Source organism: Sphingomonas elodea ATCC 31461 (assembly GCF_000226955.1).
Classification (GTDB): domain Bacteria; phylum Pseudomonadota; class Alphaproteobacteria; order Sphingomonadales; family Sphingomonadaceae; genus Sphingomonas; species Sphingomonas elodea.
Map to the genome: position 1 here is coordinate 61,978 of NZ_AGFU01000001.1, position 18,237 is coordinate 80,214.

Annotated in this window: 14 protein-coding genes and 1 pseudogene; 8 read left to right on the forward strand and 7 right to left on the reverse strand. The window is 66.6% G+C overall.

The genetic code is table 11. The features are described 5' to 3' along the window. Positions 1–23 precede the first annotated feature (23 nt). Both xrtV and epsI read left to right on the forward strand, forming a co-directional pair. Positions 24–845 (forward strand): annotated as a pseudogene (gene xrtV / locus KK7_RS19830) (exosortase V); the annotation flags it as partial. Further along, entirely contained in the window at positions 829–1,527 is a 699-nt protein-coding gene (epsI, locus tag KK7_RS0100305; RefSeq protein WP_010542650.1) for an exosortase-associated protein EpsI, V-type, read from the forward strand. The pseudogene xrtV and the gene epsI, both read left to right, overlap by 17 nt. A gap of 61 nt (positions 1,528–1,588) precedes the next feature. Here epsI and KK7_RS0100310 read toward each other — a convergent pair whose 3' ends face one another. Together KK7_RS0100310 and KK7_RS0100315 are read right to left on the reverse strand one after the other, a co-directional pair. Next, positions 1,589–2,983, reverse strand: coding sequence for an HlyD family type I secretion periplasmic adaptor subunit (locus KK7_RS0100310; RefSeq protein ID WP_010542651.1), 1,395 nt, complete (start codon positions 2,981–2,983; stop codon positions 1,589–1,591). Beyond that, positions 2,980–5,166 carry a type I secretion system permease/ATPase gene (locus KK7_RS0100315; protein WP_010542652.1) on the reverse strand — a complete coding sequence of 729 codons (2,187 nt, stop codon included), beginning with the start codon at positions 5,164–5,166 and terminating at the stop codon, positions 2,980–2,982. The genes KK7_RS0100310 and KK7_RS0100315 overlap by 4 nt, the downstream gene beginning before the upstream one ends. 636 nt (positions 5,167–5,802) lie before the next feature. Between KK7_RS0100315 and KK7_RS0100320 the strand changes: the two genes are divergently transcribed. The 6 genes from KK7_RS0100320 to KK7_RS0100345 all read left to right on the forward strand — a co-directional run bounded on the left by KK7_RS0100320 (position 5,803) and on the right by KK7_RS0100345 (position 11,667). After that, positions 5,803–7,215 (forward strand): exopolysaccharide biosynthesis polyprenyl glycosylphosphotransferase, encoded by a 1,413-nt coding sequence (locus KK7_RS0100320; protein ID WP_010542653.1) that lies wholly within the window; start codon positions 5,803–5,805, stop codon positions 7,213–7,215. A 120-nt stretch (positions 7,216–7,335) separates the two neighbouring features. Next, positions 7,336–8,214 carry a glucose-1-phosphate thymidylyltransferase RfbA gene (gene rfbA, locus KK7_RS0100325; RefSeq protein WP_010542654.1) on the forward strand — a complete coding sequence of 293 codons (879 nt, stop codon included), beginning with the start codon at positions 7,336–7,338 and terminating at the stop codon, positions 8,212–8,214. Continuing rightward, complete coding sequence (rfbC, locus tag KK7_RS0100330; RefSeq protein WP_010542655.1) at positions 8,211–8,777, forward strand: dTDP-4-dehydrorhamnose 3,5-epimerase; 567 nt, start codon at positions 8,211–8,213, stop codon at positions 8,775–8,777. The genes rfbA and rfbC overlap by 4 nt, the downstream gene beginning before the upstream one ends. 3 nt (positions 8,778–8,780) lie before the next feature. Next, complete coding sequence (gene rfbB / locus KK7_RS0100335) at positions 8,781–9,845, forward strand: dTDP-glucose 4,6-dehydratase (protein ID WP_010542656.1); 1,065 nt, start codon at positions 8,781–8,783, stop codon at positions 9,843–9,845. Continuing rightward, positions 9,845–10,711, forward strand: coding sequence for a dTDP-4-dehydrorhamnose reductase (rfbD, locus tag KK7_RS0100340; RefSeq protein WP_010542657.1), 867 nt, complete (start codon positions 9,845–9,847; stop codon positions 10,709–10,711). The genes rfbB and rfbD overlap by 1 nt, the downstream gene beginning before the upstream one ends. A gap of 47 nt (positions 10,712–10,758) precedes the next feature. Next, the gene (locus KK7_RS0100345; protein WP_010542658.1) at positions 10,759–11,667 is read left to right on the forward strand and encodes a DMT family transporter; all 909 of its coding nucleotides are present in this window, start codon (positions 10,759–10,761) and stop codon (positions 11,665–11,667) included. On the opposite strand, the gene KK7_RS0100350 is transcribed toward KK7_RS0100345, so the two are convergent. The 5 genes from KK7_RS0100350 to gcvPA form a co-directional block, all read right to left on the reverse strand. Continuing rightward, on the reverse strand, positions 11,642–12,271 hold the full coding sequence (locus KK7_RS0100350; protein WP_010542659.1) for a DUF938 domain-containing protein: 630 nt from the start codon (positions 12,269–12,271) through the stop codon (positions 11,642–11,644). The genes KK7_RS0100345 and KK7_RS0100350 overlap by 26 nt on opposite strands. Further along, complete coding sequence (locus tag KK7_RS23570; protein WP_272941558.1) at positions 12,268–12,399, reverse strand: hypothetical protein; 132 nt, start codon at positions 12,397–12,399, stop codon at positions 12,268–12,270. The genes KK7_RS0100350 and KK7_RS23570 overlap by 4 nt, the downstream gene beginning before the upstream one ends. 118 nt (positions 12,400–12,517) lie before the next feature. Beyond that, on the reverse strand, positions 12,518–14,935 hold the full coding sequence (locus KK7_RS0100360; protein ID WP_100207472.1) for a S9 family peptidase: 2,418 nt from the start codon (positions 14,933–14,935) through the stop codon (positions 12,518–12,520). A 155-nt stretch (positions 14,936–15,090) separates the two neighbouring features. Beyond that, positions 15,091–16,665, reverse strand: coding sequence for an aminomethyl-transferring glycine dehydrogenase subunit GcvPB (gene gcvPB, locus KK7_RS0100365; RefSeq protein WP_010542661.1), 1,575 nt, complete (start codon positions 16,663–16,665; stop codon positions 15,091–15,093). Next, positions 16,662–18,020, reverse strand: coding sequence for an aminomethyl-transferring glycine dehydrogenase subunit GcvPA (gene gcvPA, locus KK7_RS0100370; RefSeq protein ID WP_010542662.1), 1,359 nt, complete (start codon positions 18,018–18,020; stop codon positions 16,662–16,664). The genes gcvPB and gcvPA overlap by 4 nt, the downstream gene beginning before the upstream one ends. Positions 18,021–18,237: the final 217 nt, after the last annotated feature.

Consider the following 18,237-nt stretch of genomic DNA (forward strand, 5'->3'; position numbering starts at 1 on the left):
AAGGCGGCGGCTTCTGGCTTGCCGTCGCCGGGCTCGCCTCCCTTGCCATTCCCACCTTCGTGACGCTCGGCCGCCAGGTCTGGAGCGCGGAGGGCGGCGTGCAGGGACCGATCGTCCTCGCCACCGGCGCCTGGATGCTTGCCCGCCAGCGCGGCACCATCGAGGCGCTGCGCCAGCCGGGCAACCTGTTCTTGGGCGGTCTCGCGCTCTTGCTGGCCCTGTGCATCTACACCGGCGGCCGCGTGTTCGACTTCTCGAGCATCGAAACACTGGGCCTGGTCGCCACCCTGGTCGCCGCCGGCTTTCTCTATTTCGGAGGGCGCGCGATCCGGGCCACCTGGTTCCCGGTGCTGTGGTTGTTCTTCCTCGTGCCGCCACCGGGCTGGGCGGTCGATCGCGTGACCGCGCCGCTCAAGGAATTCGTGTCCTACGCGGCAACCGGCCTGCTTTCGCGCTTCGACTATCCGATCCTGCGCGAGGGCGTGACGCTCTATGTCGGCCCCTATCAGCTGCTCGTTGAGGACGCCTGCTCGGGCCTTCGATCGCTGTCGAGCCTTGTCGTCGTCACGCTGCTGTACATCTACATCAAGAACAAGCCGTCCTGGCGCTATGCGCTGTTCATCGCCGCGCTGGTGATCCCGGTGGCGGTGTTCACCAATGTATTGCGCATCATCATCCTCGTGCTGATCACCTACCATATGGGTGACGAGGCGGCGCAGAGCTTCCTCCACGTTTCCACCGGCATGGTGATGTTCGTGGTGGCCCTGCTGTGCATCTTCGCGATCGACTGGGTGGTCGAGCAGCTTCTCCTCGTACGTCGGAGGCATCATGTTCAACCGGCGTGACCTGCTGATCGGCGCGGGCTGCTTCGCCGCTGCCGGCGCCTCGCTCGGCCTGAAGCCGCATCGCCGCATGGACCTGCTCGGCGATACCAAGCTCGACGCGCTGATGCCCAAGGCCTTTGGCGCGTGGAAGGCGGAGGATACCGGCTCGCTGATCGCGCCGGCCCGCGAGGGCAGCCTGGAGGACAAGCTGTACAACCAGGTCGTCAGCCGCGCCTTTTCGCGTCCGGACGGCACCCAGGTGATGGTGCTGATTGCCTATGGCAACGCCCAGACCGATCTGCTGCAGCTGCACCGCCCGGAAGTCTGCTACCCGTTCTTCGGCTTCACCGTCGAGGAAAGCCATGCGCAGTCGATTCCGGTGACCCCCCAGGTGACCATTCCCGGCCGGGCGATGACCGCGAGCAACTTCAACCGTACCGAGCAGATCCTCTACTGGGCGCGCGTCGGCGAGTTTCTGCCCCAGAGCGGCAACGAGCAGCTGCTCGCCCGCCTGAAGAGCCAGGTGCAGGGCTGGATCGTCGACGGTGTGCTGGTGCGTATCTCCACCGTGACGACCGATGCGGCCGAGGGGCTCGAGGCCAATCTCGATTTCGCCCGCGAGCTGGTCAAGACGCTCGATCCGCGGGTGCAGCGTCCGTTGCTCGGCACGAACCTGACGCGGCGGCTCGCCGAGCGCGCCTGAACGCCGAAAGGGGCGGCAGCCGGTACCGCCCCTTCCCTCTCCACCGCACCGGAGCGGTATTTCAGCGTTCGTGGAGCGCGTCGCTTCCGGTCTCGAGCATCGGGCCGACCAGATAGCTGAGCAGGGTGCGCTTGCCGGTCACGATATCGGCGCTGGCGACCATGCCGGGCCGCAGCGGCACGCGCGCCCCGTTGGCGAGGATATAGCCGCGGTCGAGCGCGATTCGCGCCTTGTAGACCGGCGGCTGACCGTCCCGCACCTGCACCGCCTCCGGGCTGATCCCGACCACCGTCCCGGGAATCATGCCATAGCGGGTATAGGGGAAGGCCTGCAGCTTCACCTTTACCGGCATCCCGGTCCGGACGAAGCCGATATCGCCATTCTCCACCATCACCTCGGCCTCGAGGCGTGCATTGTCCGGCACCAGCGAAAGCAGCGGCTTGGCGCCCTCGATAACGCCGCCCTCGGTATGCACCTGCAGCTGCGAGATCGTGCCGCTGACCGGCGCGCGCAGTTCCCGGAACGAGCTGCGCAGGCTGGCCTTGGCCACTTCCTCCGTCCGGGCTCGCACGTCATCCTGTGCCTTCACCAGCTCCTGCAGGACCTGCGCACGGGCTTCCTCGCGGGTACGAACGGACTGGCTGCTGGCGCTTCGCGACTGCTGGCCGAGCCGGGCGACCGACGCGCGGGCGGCGGTCAGGTCCTGCCGCTCCGAAATGAGCTGGCGGCGCATCTCGACGACGCGCAGCTTGGAGACATAGCCCTTGGCGGCCATCGCCTCGTTTGCGGCGATCTGCTGCTCCAGCAGCGGCAGCGACTGTTCCAGCTTGCGCACCTGCGCCTGCGCCTCGGCGGCGGCGGAGACGGCAGCCCCGCTGTCCGACCGGCCGGTGGCGAGGATCGCCTCGATCTGGGCAAGCCGGGCTCGGGCGAGGCCGCGATGCGTCTCCACCTCCGCGGCGCTGGCATCAGCGGGCGCCGCGAAGCGAAAACCGCGCCCGTCCAGCGCATCGATGATCGCCTGGTTGCGCGCTGCATCGAGCTGAGCGCTGACCAGCGCGACCCTGGCCTGGGCGGCATCCGCTGCGCTCATCGTGGGATCGAGCGTGATCAGCACCTGGCCCTTGGTCACCTTCTGCCCCTCGCCCACCAGGATCCGGCGCACGATACCCGATTCGGGCGACTGGACGATCTTGGTCTCGCCGATCGGCGCGATGCGACCTTGGGTGGGCGCCACCACCTCGACCCGGCCGATCGCCAGCCAGGCGCCGGTGATCGCCAGCCCTGCCAGCATCACCCGGCCGGTCATCCGCGCGGTGGGCGAAACCGGACGCTCGATGATCTCCAGCGCGGCGGGCAGGAACTCGGTGTCATAGGCATCGGCACGCGCCGGCAGCACCGTGCTCCGCTTGCGCGCGATCGGGCCGCCGCGGCCCAGCGAAACGACGGCGTTCATGCGGCAATCTCCCCATAGCCGCTCTGGCGGCGGTGCAGGTCGGCATAGCGGCCGCCAAGGCGCAGCAGTTCGTCGTGCCGGCCGCTCTCGACGATGCGGCCCTGTTCCAGCGTGATGATCCGGTCGCAGGCGCGGACGGCGGACAGGCGGTGCGCGATGATCACCAGCGTGCGGCCCGCCGAGATGGCGCGCAGGTTGTTCTGGATCAGTTCCTCGCTCTCGGCATCGAGCGCCGAGGTCGCCTCGTCGAACACCAGGATGCGCGGATTGCCGACCAGCGCACGCGCGATGGCCAGCCGCTGGCGCTGGCCACCGGAGAGGTTCACGCCGCGCTCGACGATTTCGGTATCATAACCGCGCGGCTGGCGCAGGATGAAGTCGTGCGCACCCGCCAGCGTCGCCGCCGCCACGACATGCTCGAACGGCATGGCGGGGTTGGACAATGCGATATTCTCGCGGATCGAGCGGCTGAAGAGGAGGTTCTCCTGCAGCACCACGCCGATCTGGCGGCGGAGCCAGGCGGGGTCGAGCTGGGCTACGTCCACTTCGTCGACCAGCACCCGGCCGAGATCGGGCGCGTTGAGGCGCTGGAGCAGCTTGGCCAGCGTCGACTTGCCCGACCCCGAGGAACCGACGATGCCGAGCGAGCTGCCCGCCGGGATGTCGAGCGTGATGTCGCTCAAGACCGGCGGCTGGTCCTCGGCATAGCGGAAGGTGACATTCTCGAAGCGGATCGCGCCGTGCAGCACGGGCAGCGTCGCCGCCGAGGCGGGCCGCGGCTCGACCGGATGGTTCAGCACGTCGCCCAGCCGCTCGATGGCGATGCGGACCTGCTGGAAGTCCTGCCACAGCTGCGCCATGCGGATCACCGGGCCGGAGACACGCTGCGCGAACATGTTGAACGCGACCAGCGCGCCGACGCTCATCGCGCCGCCGATCACCGCCTTGGCCCCGAAGAACAGGATTGCCGCGAAGCTCAGCTTCGAGATCAGCTCGATCGCCTGGCTGCCGGTGTTGGCGACGTTGATCAGTCGCTGCGACGAGGCGGTATAGGCAGCGAGCTGGCGTTCCCAGCGATTCTGCCAGTGCGGCTCGACTGCGGTCGCCTTGATCGTGTGGATGCCGGACACGCTCTCGACGAGCAAGGCATTGCTGGCCGAGCTCTTCTCGAACTTGTCCTCGACGCGGGTACAAAGCGGCCCCGCGACGCTGAACGAGACGACGGCATAGGCGACCAACGATACGACGACGACACCGAACAGCATCGGCGAGTAGAACAGCATCGCCCCGAGGAACACGATCGTGAAAAGGGGGTCGACCATGACGGTCAACGAGGCGTTGGTGAGGAACTCGCGGATCGTCTCGAGCTGGCGGACGCGGGTGACCGTGTCACCTACCCGGCGCTTCTCGAAATAGCCGAGCGGCAGCGCAAGCAGGTGGTGGAACAGGCGGGCGCCTAGTTCCACATCGATCTTCTGCGTCGTTTCGGTGAACAGGCGGGTGCGGATCCAGCCCAGTGCTACCTCCCATACCGAAACGGCGAGGAAGGCGAAGGCGAGCACGCTGAGCGTGCTCATGCTGTTGTGGACCAACACCTTGTCGATCACGCTCTGGAACAGGAGCGGCGCGGCAAGACCGAGCAGGTTGAGCGCCAGGGTGATCCCCAGCACCTCCAGGAAGAGCTTGCGATAGCGTTGAAACTGCGCGGTGAACCAGGAGAAACCGAAGCGCAGCGTCTGGCCGGCCACCGCGCGGGTGGTCAGCAACACCAGCGTGCCGGACCAGAGCGCGTCAAGGCCCTCGCGATCAACCTGCTCGGGCGCATGGCCGGGCCGCTGGATGATCACGCCATGTTCGGTCAGCCCGCCGATCACGAACCAGCCCTCCGGCCCGTCGGCGATCGCCGGCAACGGCTGGCGCGCGAGGCCGCCGCGCGGAACGTCGACCGCCTTGGCGCGCACCCCCTGCTGTCGCTTGGCGAGCAGGATCAGGTCGTCGACCGTTGCCGCTTCGGCATGGCCAAGCATGTAGCGGAGCTGTTCGGAGGTGATGGCGATGTTGTGCACGCCGAGCAGCAGCGACAGCGCCACAAGCCCGGATTCGCGCAGCTCGGCTTCACGCTCGGCGACTTCGGGCGCGACGAAGGCGTCCTGCAGCTGCGCGTGCATCTCGTCGGGTGTCATTCCGGTACTGTGCCTCCATGGCGCTACTGTCGGCACCATGTTGAACAAGGTCGGTAAAGACTCGCTTAAGCCAATTATTTCGGTGGTTTATACGTACCGCCCGCTGCTGGATCCCAAATCCGGTCCGGCTCCCGCTTCGGGTAGCGCGCCGCGAGTCCGTTAGTCCGGTCTTAAATTTCGACGGACTACCGTTCCGAGGGTTTGAAATCGCCGGATTGAAAGGAACGTTTGCGATCATCACTAGTTGCAGTGCAGCAATCTGAGCCATTTACCCCGCGAAACCATGCTGCAAGCGCGAGATGCGCACGCGTGCGGCAGGGTCGCGCAGGCCCCGGGGCTTGATTGCGGCTTTGCAATCAGGATAAGCCGCGCGCGGTCGCCAAAATCCGTCACAAACGATGACAATGGAGCGGGTGCAAGGGGGATATGCAGTGCCAACGAAGCGTTCATTTCCCTTCTCCGCCGCTTAGTGACAGGCAGATTGACCGTGACCTTGATTAATCCTTGTCTCAGAAAAGGACCTGTCGGTCGTCGCGCGGACTTTCTTAACCGTGATTGTCCCGTTATAGTGCAATGCAACAGGCCGAATCGGCCGCTGTCAGCGTGCACAAACCGTTGAGGGAGCCCGACGAGGCAATGAACGCTTTTGAAGCACAGCGCGCCTTCGAGGAACAGCTACGGGCCTATGCGGCACCGAAGCAGAGCGCGATGCCGGCCTTCCGCCGCTCGACGCTGCGCATGATCCTCTACACCGAACTCCTGCTGATCGACAGCATCGCGATCCTAGCCAGTTTCTACTTCGCCGCCTGCATGCGCGACAGCAACTGGCTGTCGCTGGCCGGCGTCAATGTCGGCATCTTCCTGCTGCCGATCACGCTCGGCACCGCGATCGCCAGCGGCACCTATTCGCTCGAATCGTTGCGCCACCCGATCAGCGGGGTGAAGAACATCCTGTCGGCGTTCCTCTTCTCGATCCTCATCGTGCTGCTGGGCAGCTATCTGCTCACCACCGAATTGCCGCTGTCGCGAATCCAGCTCGGTGCGGGCGCGCTGATGACGGTGGTGCTGCTGATGGCGGGCCGCCTGGTATTCCGCCGCCACGTGCGGGCGATGACCGGCGACAAGCTGCTGGACGAGTTGGTGATCATCGACGGCGTGTCGCTCGATCTCGCCAGCGATGCCGTTGCGCTCGATGCGCGGATCATCAATCTCTCGCCCAACCCGCGCGACCCGCAGATGCTGCATCGCCTCGGCACGACCGTAATCGGTTTCGACCGGGTGGTGGTTGCTTGCACCGAGGAACATCGCGCAGTCTGGGCGCTGCTGCTCAAGGGCATGAACATCAAGGGGGAGATCCTCGTCCCCCAGTTCAACGCGCTGGGCGCGATCGGGGTGGATGCCTATGACGGCAAGGACACGCTGGTCGTCTCGCAGGGCCCGCTCAGCATGCCGAACCGCGCCAAGAAGCGTGCGCTGGACCTGCTGATCACCGTGCCGGCCGTCCTTGCGCTGGCGCCGCTGATGATCCTGGTCGCAATCGCGATCAAGCTGGAGAGCCCCGGCCCCGTGCTGTTCGCGCAGGACCGTGTCGGCCGCGGCAACCGCCTGTTCAAGATCCTCAAGTTCCGCTCGATGCGCCAGGCGCTGTGCGACGCGAACGGCAATGTCTCGGCCAGCCGCGACGACGACCGCATCACCAAGGTCGGCCGGTTCATCCGCAAGACCAGCATCGACGAGCTGCCGCAGCTGCTCAACGTGCTGCGCGGCGACATGAGCGTGGTAGGCCCGCGCCCGCACGCACTGGGGTCGCGCGCGGCGGACCATTATTTCTGGGAGATCGACGAGCGCTACTGGCACCGCCACACGCTCAAGCCCGGCATGACCGGCCTCGCCCAGGTCCGCGGCTTCCGCGGCGCCACCGATCGTCGGATCGATCTGACCAATCGTCTGCAGGCCGACATGGAATATATCGACGGCTGGGATATCTGGCGGGACATCACCATTCTTTTCAAGACGCTTCGGGTGATCGTCCATTCCAACGCCTTTTGAGGCGGCGGAACCGCGCTGCCGCGCGCGCAGCAGCGCACAGGCGCATTGACAATCTTACCGCTTCCGCATTTCTCGTTTCGTAGTAGTTGCGGGGTTTCCCCGCGCCATGGGGGATTTTGAATGAAGGGCATCATCCTTGCGGGGGGCAGCGGCACGCGCCTCTACCCCGCAACGCTGTCGATCTCGAAGCAGCTGCTTCCCGTCTACGACAAGCCGATGATTTTCTATCCCCTGTCCGTGCTGATGCTGACCGGCATCCGCGACGTGTTGATCATCTCGACGCCCCGCGACCTCCCGATGTTCCAGGCGCTGCTGGGCGATGGCTCGGCCTTCGGCATGAACCTGAGCTATGCCGAGCAGCCGTCGCCGAACGGCCTCGCCGAAGCCTTCATCATCGGCGCCGATTTCGTGGGCAACAATCCGAGCGCGCTGATCCTCGGCGACAACATCTATCACGGCGAAAAGATGGGCGAGCGCTGCAAGGCGGCTGCCGAACAGGCGTCGCAGGGCGGCGCCAATGTGTTCGCCTACCATGTCGACGATCCGGAGCGCTACGGCGTGGTGGCCTTTGATCCCGAGACGGGCGTCGCCACCAGCGTCGAGGAAAAGCCGGCCGTACCCAAGTCCAACTGGGCGATTACCGGCCTCTATTTCTACGACAAGGACGTGGTGGACATCGCGAAGTCGATCCAGCCCTCCGCACGGGGCGAACTCGAGATCACCGATGTCAACCGTACCTATCTTGAGCGCGGCGATCTCCACATCACCCGGCTCGGCCGCGGCTATGCGTGGCTGGACACAGGGACTCACGACAGCCTGCATGATGCCGGCTCGTTCGTGCGCACGCTGGAGCATCGCACGGGCGTGAAGATCGCCTGCCCTGAGGAAATTGCCTTCGAGAACGGCTGGCTCGGGGCGGAGGACCTGCTCAAGCGCGCAGCCGGTCTCGGCAAGACCGGCTATGCCGCCTATCTCCGCAAGCTGGTGGCTGCCGCATGACCAAGGTCCATCACCACGAACTCTCCGGCGTGATCGAGTTCACCCCCCCCAAGTTCGGCGATCACCGCGGCTTCTTCTCCGAAGTGTTCAAGCAGTCGACGCTCGATGCCGAGGGCGTTGAGGCCCGTTGGGTGCAGGATAACCAGAGCTTCTCGGCCGCGGCCGGCACGATCCGCGGCCTGCACCTGCAGGCGCCGCCCTTCGCCCAGGCCAAGCTGGTGCGCGTGCTGCGCGGCGCGATCTACGACGTCGCGGTCGACATCCGCCGCGGCTCGCCCACCTATGGCCGCTGGGTCGGCGTCGAACTGTCCGCCGAGAAGTGGAACCAGCTGCTGGTCCCCGCCGGCTATGCGCACGGCTTCATGACGCTCGTTCCGGATTGCGAGATCCTCTACAAGGTCAGCGCCAAATATTCGAAGGATTCGGAAATGGCGATCCGCTGGGACGATCCCGATCTCGCCATCACCTGGCCGGACATCGGCGTCGAACCCGTCCTCTCCGAAAAGGACGCGGTCGCGACCCCGTTCGTCGAATTCAACACCCCCTTCTTCTATCAGGGCTGAGCCATGCAGCAGCAGACCTTCCTCGTCACCGGCGGCGCCGGCTTCATCGGCTCGGCGGTGGTGCGCCACCTCGTCCGCCAGGGCGCGCGCGTCATCAATCTCGACAAGCTCACCTATGCCGGCAACCCGGCCTCGCTCACCGCGATCGAGAACGCGCCCAATTATCGCTTCGTCCATGCCGACATCGCCGACACCGCGACGATCCTACCGCTGCTGCGCGAGGAGCAGGTCGACGTGGTGATGCACCTCGCGGCCGAAAGCCATGTCGATCGCTCGATCGACGGTCCGGGCGAATTCATCGAGACCAACGTCGTCGGCACCTTCAAGCTGCTCCAGTCGGCGCTGCAATATTGGCGCGAACTGGAAGGCGAGAAGCGGGAGGGCTTCCGCTTCCACCACATCTCCACCGACGAGGTGTTCGGCGACCTGCCGTTTGACAGCGGCATCTTCACCGAAGAGACGCCCTATGATCCCTCCTCGCCCTATTCGGCGTCCAAGGCGGCGAGCGACCATCTGGTACGCGCCTGGGGCCACACCTATGGCCTGCCGGTGGTGCTGTCGAACTGCTCGAACAATTACGGGCCGTTCCACTTCCCCGAAAAGCTGATCCCGCTGACGATCCTCAACGCGCTGGAGGGCAAGCCGCTGCCGGTCTACGGCAAGGGCGAGAACATCCGCGACTGGCTGTACGTGGACGATCACGCCAAGGCGCTGGCGACCATCGCCACCACCGGCAAGGTCGGCCAGAGCTACAATGTCGGCGGCCGCAACGAGCGCACCAACCTGCAAGTGGTCGAGACGATCTGCGACCTGCTCGACCAGCGCATTCCACTGGCCGACGGCCGCAAGCGCCGCGAGCTGATCACCTTCGTCACCGATCGCCCCGGCCATGACCGCCGCTATGCGATCGACGCGACCAAGCTCGAGACCGAACTGGGCTGGAAGGCCGAGGAGAATTTCGACACCGGCATCGCCGCGACGATCGACTGGTACCTCGAGAACGAGTGGTGGTGGGGCCCGATCCGCTCCGGCAAGTACGCCGGCGAGCGGCTGGGCCAGACCGCCTGATGCGCATCCTCGTCACCGGGCATGACGGCCAGGTCGCCCAGTCGCTGGGCGAACAAGCACAGGGCCACGAGCTGATCTTCACCAGCTATCCCGAGTTCGACCTCTCCAGGCCGGAGACGATCGAAGCGGCGGTAGCGAAGATCCAGCCCGAGCTGATCGTGTCGGCCGCCGCCTATACCGCGGTCGACAAGTCCGAGAGCGAACCCGAGCTCGCCATGGCGATCAACGGTGACGGCCCCGGCGTGCTCGCGCGTGCGGGCGCGAAGATCGGCGCGCCGATCATCCAGCTGTCGACCGACTATGTGTTCGACGGCAGCCTCGACCGCCCCTGGCGCGAGGACGACCCCACCGGCCCGCTCGGCGTCTATGGCGCGACCAAGCTGGCCGGCGAGCAGGCGGTACAGGCCTCGGGTGCGACCAACGCCGTGATCCGGCTGGCCTGGGTCTACAGCCCGTTCGGCAACAACTTCGTCAAGACGATGCTGCGCCTCGCCGAGACGCGCGACGCGCTGAACGTGGTGGAAGACCAGCAGGGCTGCCCCAGCTCGGCCCTGGACATCGCCTCGGCGATCCTGGCGGTGGTCGAACGCTGGCAGCGCGACGGCGCGTTCAGCGGCGTCTACCACTTCGCCGGCTCGGGCGAGACCAACTGGGCCGACTTCGCCCGCGCCATCTTTGCCGAAAGTGCCAAGCGCGGCGGCCCGACGGCGACGGTGACCGGCATCCCCAGTTCGGACTATCCGACGCCTGCCAAGCGCCCGGCCAACTCCCGCCTCGATTGCAGCCGCTTCGCCGATACCTTCGGCTATCGCGCGCCGGCCTGGCAGGACTCGCTGGCGGTGGTGATGGGACGCCTGCTCGGCTGAGCCGCAAAGGCTTGCCCACGCCCGGCCAAGCCCGTAACGCTGCCGCCGTGTCCAATGCCCGTCCCGATCGCATCGCCACCGGCCTGGTCCTGCGCCTGTTCGCGATCGCCTGCCTGTCGTCCATGTCGGCGTTGATCAAGATGTCGGAACTGCGCGGCGCCTCGCTGATCGAGACGATGTTCCACCGCCAGCTCTGGGCCGTGCCGCTGGTCACGCTGTGGGTGGCGATGGGGCCGGGGCTGAAATCGCTCAAGACGCAACGCTTCGGCGCCCATGTCTGGCGCACGGCGGTGGGGCTCACCGGCATGATCTTCACCTTCGGCGCGGTGATCCTGCTGCCGCTGGCGGAGGCACAGACCTTCCAGTTTACCGTGCCCATCTTCGCGACGCTGCTGGGGGCGCTGCTGCTCGGTGAGCCGACCGGCTGGCATCGCTGGGGCGCGGTGATCCTCGGCTTTGTCGGCGTGCTGATCGTCGTCCAGCCGGGCCATGAGGTGGTCCCGCTGTTCGGCGCGTTCGTCGGCCTGATGGCGGCGCTGTTCGTCGCGATCGTGGCGATCACGCTGCGCCAGATCGGCAAGACGGAAAGCGCGGGAACCACCGTCTTCTGGTTCTCGCTGCTGTCGGTGCCGGTGCTGGGCGCCATTTATGCCTTCCACTACAAGCCGCACGATGCCGAGACCTGGGCGATCCTGATCGCCACCGGGCTAGTCGGCGGCGTCGGACAGCTCGCGCTGACCGGGGCGATGCGCTTCGCCCCGGTCTCCGCCGTGGTGCCGATGGATTATTCCGGACTGATCTGGGCGACCCTCTACGGCTGGCTGCTGTTCGACGTGTTCCCGACCTTCTCGACCTGGCTCGGCGCGCCGGTGATCATCGCCAGCGGGCTCTACATCGTCTATCGCGAGCAGAAGCTGGCGCGCGGCCAGGCTAGCTACGCCGAAACGCCACTATGAGGTTGTTGGCGGGCATTGCCACCCGCCGATCGAACACCAGTCCCTGCGCTTCCGCCGCCGCCGCCACATCGCCGAACCACCGCAGTCCCCAGCCGGGATTGCGCGCGCGGAGCGACTGGTCGAACGCCTCGTTCGACGGCGCGGTGGGCAGCCCCGCCTCACGATAAGGGCCATAGAGGATCAGCGGGCCGCCCGGCGGCAGCAGCCGCCCCGCCCCCGCCATCAGCCCGAGCGTCGCCGTCCAGGGGCTGATATGGACCATGTTGATGCACAGGATGGCGTCTGCATGGCGGACCGGCCACGTCGCCGCTGCCGCGTCCAGCGCAACCGGCGGGCGGACATTAGCCAGCCCCTCGCACCAGGACGCGATCGAGGCGAGCGCGTCGGGGTCCGGATCGCTGGGATGCCATTCCAGCTTGGGGAAATGCTCGGCGAAATAGGCGCAATGCTCGCCGCTGCCGCTCGCCACTTCGAGCACGCGACCGGATGCGGGCAGCAGGTCCCCGAGCATGGTCGCGATCGCCGCGCGGTTGCGCAGCGTCGCGGGTGCATGGCGCCGCACGCCTTCGGGCGGGGCCAGCCAACTGCGCTCACGATCGCTCATGCCGCCGCCCGCGCCTCGGCGAGCAGTCTACGCCCACGGAGGTACATCTCGACCCGCATCGCGCTGAACAGCCCCACGACGAGCGCGGTGATGGCGTATTGGATCAGGTGCGGCGTATCGAACTGCATGGCCGAGCCCCCGGAAGCGATGCAGTGCAGCATAGGGGGAAGCACGACGGCGTCAAAACGCCGTTTTCACGTCCTGTCCCGGACCACAACGTCTGTCGCGGCCCGAGCGACAGCGATTTCAGTTGCCCGGCCGCCCGATCTTGAACTCTTTCGGCGGCGTCGCGCCCATCAGATGCTCGACGAAATAGTCCCAGCGTCGGCGCATCATGTACATGGACTGGTCGCCATAGCCGTGGTGCGCCCGCGGAAACAGGATCAGGTCGAAATCCTTGTTCGCCTTTTGCAGTGCATCGACCACCAGCAGCGTCGACGACACCGGCACATTATCGTCGAGCATGCCGTGCGCCAGCAGCAGCTTGCCCTTCAGGTTCTTGGCGATGTCCTGATTTGCCTGCAGGTCGTAGTTGGTCTTCTTCCCGTCGCTCTCCAGCAGGCCGAGATACTTCTCGTAGAAATCGTCCTCATAGTTGCGGTTGTCGTGGTTGCCGCTCTCGGCGATCCCGACCTTGAAGAAGTCCGGATATAGGAACATCGCGGTCGCGGTCGCATTGCCGCCGCCCGAATGGCCCCAGATACCGACGCGGTCGAGGTCGAGCCAGGCATAGCGCTTGGCCAGATCCTGGATGCCGCTCTTCTGGTCGGGCACGGCCTGCTTGCCCATGTCGCGATAATAATAGTCCTGGAAGGCCTTGGAGCGACGCGGCGTGCCCAGCGCGTCGATCTCGACCACGGCGAAGCCCAGCTGCGCCAGCGCGCCCGCATCCCCCTGCGCCGCGGCGAACTGCCGCGACGGGATCGTCCCCATGAACGGGCCGGGATAGACATAGTCGATCACCGGATATTTGCGCTGCGGATCCAGCCCCGCGGGCTTGAACAACAGGCCGTGGCACAGCGTCTTGCCGTCGCTGCACTGGACGGCGATGCTCTCCGGCGCCTGCCAGCCCGCCGCCCGCAGCCGCGTCGCGTCGCCCTTGGCCAGCTGCTGGACGACCGATCCGTCGGCACGGCGCAGCACCGCGGTCTGCGGTTCCTGCGGGGTCGAATAAATGTCGACGAAGTAGCGCCCGTCACTCGACGGGATCGCGATATGGTCCTGCTTCTCGGGGGTCAGCAGCTTCGGCGCCCCGCCCTTCAGGTCGATCGCGTAGATGCTGCGGTAATAGGGATCGTTGCCCGGCTCCCGCCCGACACCCGCCACGAGCATCTTGCCGCTACGCTCGTCGATATAGACCGGATGATCGACGTTCCACTGGCCCTGGGTCACCTGGCGCACGAGTTTGCCGGTGGCGGCGCTGTACAGATAATAATGGCCCCAGTCGTCGCGCTGCGACCACCACAGGATCTCGCCGCGCTCGGAAAGATAGCGCCAGTTGATGCCCTCGTCATTGTAACCGCTGTCGAACCAGGTCGGCACCGTTTCGGTGAACACGTCGCGCACCGCACCGCTGGCCGCATCGGCAATGCGGACGGTTTCCACCTTGTGGTCGCGCGAGGTGGAAACGAAGGCGAGCGTCTTGCCGTCCTTCGCCCATTGCATGTCCTGCGGACCCTCGCCGCACACCACGTCGTCGCACAGCGACGAGCGGTGCGGCTCCGCCGGCATCTTGAGGCGGATGACCTGGCCTGCGTCCACATCGACGATGACGCGCTGGATCTGGATGATCTCCTTGTCGCCGACGAACGGGTATTTCCACGTGTCGACCTTCGAATGGCCGACCTGGGTCGTGGTGATGGAAAAGTCCGCCACCGCCCGCTGATCCTGCTGGAAGGTAGCCAGCTTCTTGGAGTCCGGCGACCAGATCACGATCGCCTGGTCCGAATGCTTCCAGCCGGCATTGTCCGTCGCGTAGCCGAAATCCTTGACGCCGTCGGTGGTCAGTTGCCGCTCCGCGCCGGTGGCCATGTCGCGGACCCACAGGTTCCAGTCGCGCACGAAGGCGGCGCGCTTGCCGTCCGGGGAGAGCACCGCATCGGCCGGGCCCTGCTGGGCCAGATAGCCTGCGATCTGCCCCGCGCTCGGCGCTGCCGATTCCTTGCAAGCATAGGGCTGCGCCATCGCGCACGCATAGCGCTTGCCGCCGACGCTGAGCACCGCGCTGTTCTTCGCCAGGTCCGGCACGAAATCGCTGATGGTGAGCTTCGACGCGTCCTGCGCCTTCAGCCCGGCCGCGTTGAGCGAGGCGAGCAGCGCTGTGGTCTCGAAAGCGGCCTTCTTGGTGCGCTTGACGGCGTCTACCAGCAGGATCGTCGGCACGCCGTGGTCGGTGTCGACATACCAGAAGCGGCGGGCGTCGATCCAATGTGCCGAGCGCACCGCATGATCGACCAGCGGCGCGGTCCACGGACCCAGCTGGTGCACGGCGCGGCTGTAATCGGCATCGGTCAGTACCGGGCGTTGCTGCGCGGTCGCAGCGCCGGCAGTCAGGGAAGCCAGGAGACAGCAGGCGATCAGGCGCATCGAGCAACTTTCCGAAGAAGAGGATTCGGCCAGCCGCAGGAAGAAGAACCCGAGGCGTGTGACCTGCCGCTTCCCCATGCGGACCCGGCGCGGTGCGAACGGGCAAAACCTGTATGCAGAGCAGGGACCGCGATCGCAAGTGTCCCGGCAATCTCCCCAAACGCAAAACGCCGGCTGGAAGCGGGGGCTTCCAGCCGGCGTGTGCGACCCTCTCGGGGGTGTCGGGTCAGGGCTTACTCGGCCGCTTCGGCCGGTGCCGCGCCCTTGTACGCCAGCACCGGTTTGCGCGCGGCGAGCGTCTCGTCGAGGCGGCGGCGCGGGGCGAAATGAGGTGCGCTCTTCAGCGCCGCCTCGCCCTGCTTGGCCTTGGTCGCGACGTTGCGGAACGCGCCGATGAACTGGTCGAGCGCCGCCTTGCTCTCGGTCTCGGTCGGCTCGACCAGCATCGCGCCGTGGACGACGAGCGGGAAATACACCGTCATCGGGTGATAGCCCTCGTCGATCAGGTCCTTGGCGATGTCGAGCGTCGAGAAGCCCTCGGGCAGGCCCTTGTCGCTGAAGATCGCCTCATGCATGCATGGGCCGGACTTGGCGAAGGGCGCGTCGAGCACGTCCTCCATCGCGCGCAGCACGTAATTCGCGTTGAGCACCGAATCCTCGGCGACCTGGCGCAGGCCATCGGCGCCGTGGCTGAGGATATAGGTCAGCGCGCGGGTGAACATGCCCATCTGGCCGTGGAAGGCGGTCATGCGGCCGAAGGTGCCGGCATGATGCTCCTCGGCATTCTCTTCCTCGACGATGCGATAGCCGGCCTCGGTCTTCTCGACGAAGGGAAGCGGCGCGTAGGGCGCCAGCGCCGCCGACAGCACCACCGGGCCCGAACCCGGACCGCCGCCGCCATGCGGGGTGGAGAAGGTCTTGTGCAGGTTGATGTGCATCGCATCGACGCCGAGATCGCCCGGGCGGACCCGGCCGACGATCGCGTTGAAGTTGGCGCCGTCGCAATAGACATAGCCGCCGGCGGCATGGACCGCGTCCGAGATGTCCTTGAGGTCCGGTTCGAACAGCCCGCAGGTGTTCGGGTTGGTGATCATCACACCGGCGATGTCCGGCCCCAGCCGCGCCTTGAGCGCTGCGACGTCCACGCGGCCTTCCGGCGTCGCGGGGATGTCCTCCACCGCGAAGCCGGCGAAGGCCGCCGTCGCGGGGTTGGTGCCGTGCGCCGATTCAGGCACCAGCATGATGCGGCGCGCGGTCTCGCCCTTGGCGTCGAGCGCGGCGCGGATCGCCAGCACGCCGCACAGCTCGCCGTGCGCGCCGGCCTTGGGGCTCATCGCCACCGCCTGCATGCCGGTGAGCGTGATCAGCCAGTGCGCGAGCTGGTCAATCGCCTCCAGCGCGCCCTGCACGGTATCGACCGGCTGGAGCGGGTGGATGTCGGCGAAGCCCGGCAGGCGCGCCATCCGCTCGTTGAGGCGCGGATTGTGCTTCATCGTGCAGCTGCCCAGCGGGAACAGGCCGAGATCGATCGCGTAGTTCTGGCGGCTGAGGCGGGTATAGTGGCGCACCGTCTCCGGCTCGGACAGGCCCGGCAGGCCAATGGCCTTGGAGCGCTCCATGCCGGCCAGGCGCGACTTGCCCGCGGGGGCCTCGCCGAAATCGACGCCGGTGGTGTCGGTGGAGCCGATCTCGAAGATCAGCGCCTCTTCCAGCATCAGCGCGCGGTTGCCGGTGAAGGTGCCCTCGGCGCTAACGCCATCCTGCGACGGCGTGGTGGGGCGCCAGCCCGACGGATTGATCGTGCTCATGCCAGCACCTCCTCGAGTGCGGAGGCAAGCGTCTCGACGTCCTCCTCCGTGGTGGTTTCGGTGACCGCGACGACGAGGCCGTTCTGCAACTCCTCGACGCCCGGATAGAGGCGGCCCAGCGACACGCCGGCCAATATGCCCTTGTCGGCAAGCTGGCGGACGACGGGGCGGGCTTCCTTGGACAGCTTCAGGGTGAATTCGTTGAAGAACCGGTCGGTGACCAGCTCCACCCCGTCCACTTCGGCCAGGCGATCGGCAGCCGCGCTGGCGCCGACATGGTTGAGCTCGGCGAGCTGGCGCAGGCCCTTCTCGCCCAGCAGCGTCATGTGCACCGACATGGCGAGCGCGCACAGCACCGAGCTGGTGCAGATGTTCGACGTCGCCTTTTCGCGGCGGATATGCTGCTCGCGGGTGGAGAGCGTCAGCACGAAGCCGCGCTTGCCGCTGGCGTCCACCGTCTCGCCACAGAGCCGGCCCGGCATCTGGCGGACCAGCTTTTCCGAGCAGGCGAACAGGCCCACGTAAGGCCCACCGAACTGCAGGCCGACGCCGAGCGACTGGCCTTCGCCGACGACGATATCCGCGCCCATCTCGCCCGGCGCCTTGATCGCCCCCAGCGCCACCGGCTCGGTGACCACGGCGATCAGCAGCGCCTTCTTGACGTGGCAGGCGTCCGCGAGTGCCGACATGTCCTCGATGCGGCCGAGAATGTCCGGGTACTGGACGACGACGCACGAGGTATCGGCATCGATCGCATTGATCAGGTCGAGCGTGTCGGGCTCGGGGCTCAGCGTCGGTACGCCGGTCACCAGCTGGTCGCCGGTGAAGCGCGCCATCGTCTTGGCGACCGAGACATAATGCGGGTGCAGGCCGCCCGAGAGGATCGCCTTGCCGCGCTTGGTGACGCGGCGCGCCATCGAGATCGCTTCCCAGCACGCGGTCGAGCCGTCGTACATCGAGGCGTTGGCGACGTCGCAACCCAGCAGCCGGGCGATCTGGCTCTGGAACTCGAACATCATCTGCAGCGTGCCCTGCGCGATTTCCGGCTGGTAGGGCGTGTAGGCGGTGAGGAACTCGCCGCGCTGGATGATGTGATCGACCGAGGCCGGCACATGGTGGCGATAGGCCCCTGCCCCCAGGAAGAACGGCGCTTCGCCGGCCGCCAGGTTCTTGCGCGCCAGCGCGGTCATGTGGCGTTCGACCGCGAGCTCCGATGCGTGCATCGGCAGGCCGGCGATCGGCCCGCTGAGGCGGGCGCTTTCGGGCACGTCGACGAACAGGTCGTCGATCGACTGGGCGCCAATCGTGCCAAGCATCGCCTGACGGTCGGCCGGGGTAAGGGGCAGGTAGCGCATCATGGTTCCTTCTTCCCGGGCTCCGATGTTCGGAGAGGCGGGCAAGGGGCTGAAATGGCGTCGGGAAGGATTGGCCGAGGGCCTGCCCTTCCTCAGATATTCCCCTTCTTAAGCCCCTCCCCTTCAGGGGAGGGGTTGGGGGTGGGGCAGTCAGCTCAGCGGGGCGGATCGCTCGTGGAGAGTCCCCCACCCCAACCCCTCCCCTGAAGGGGAGGGG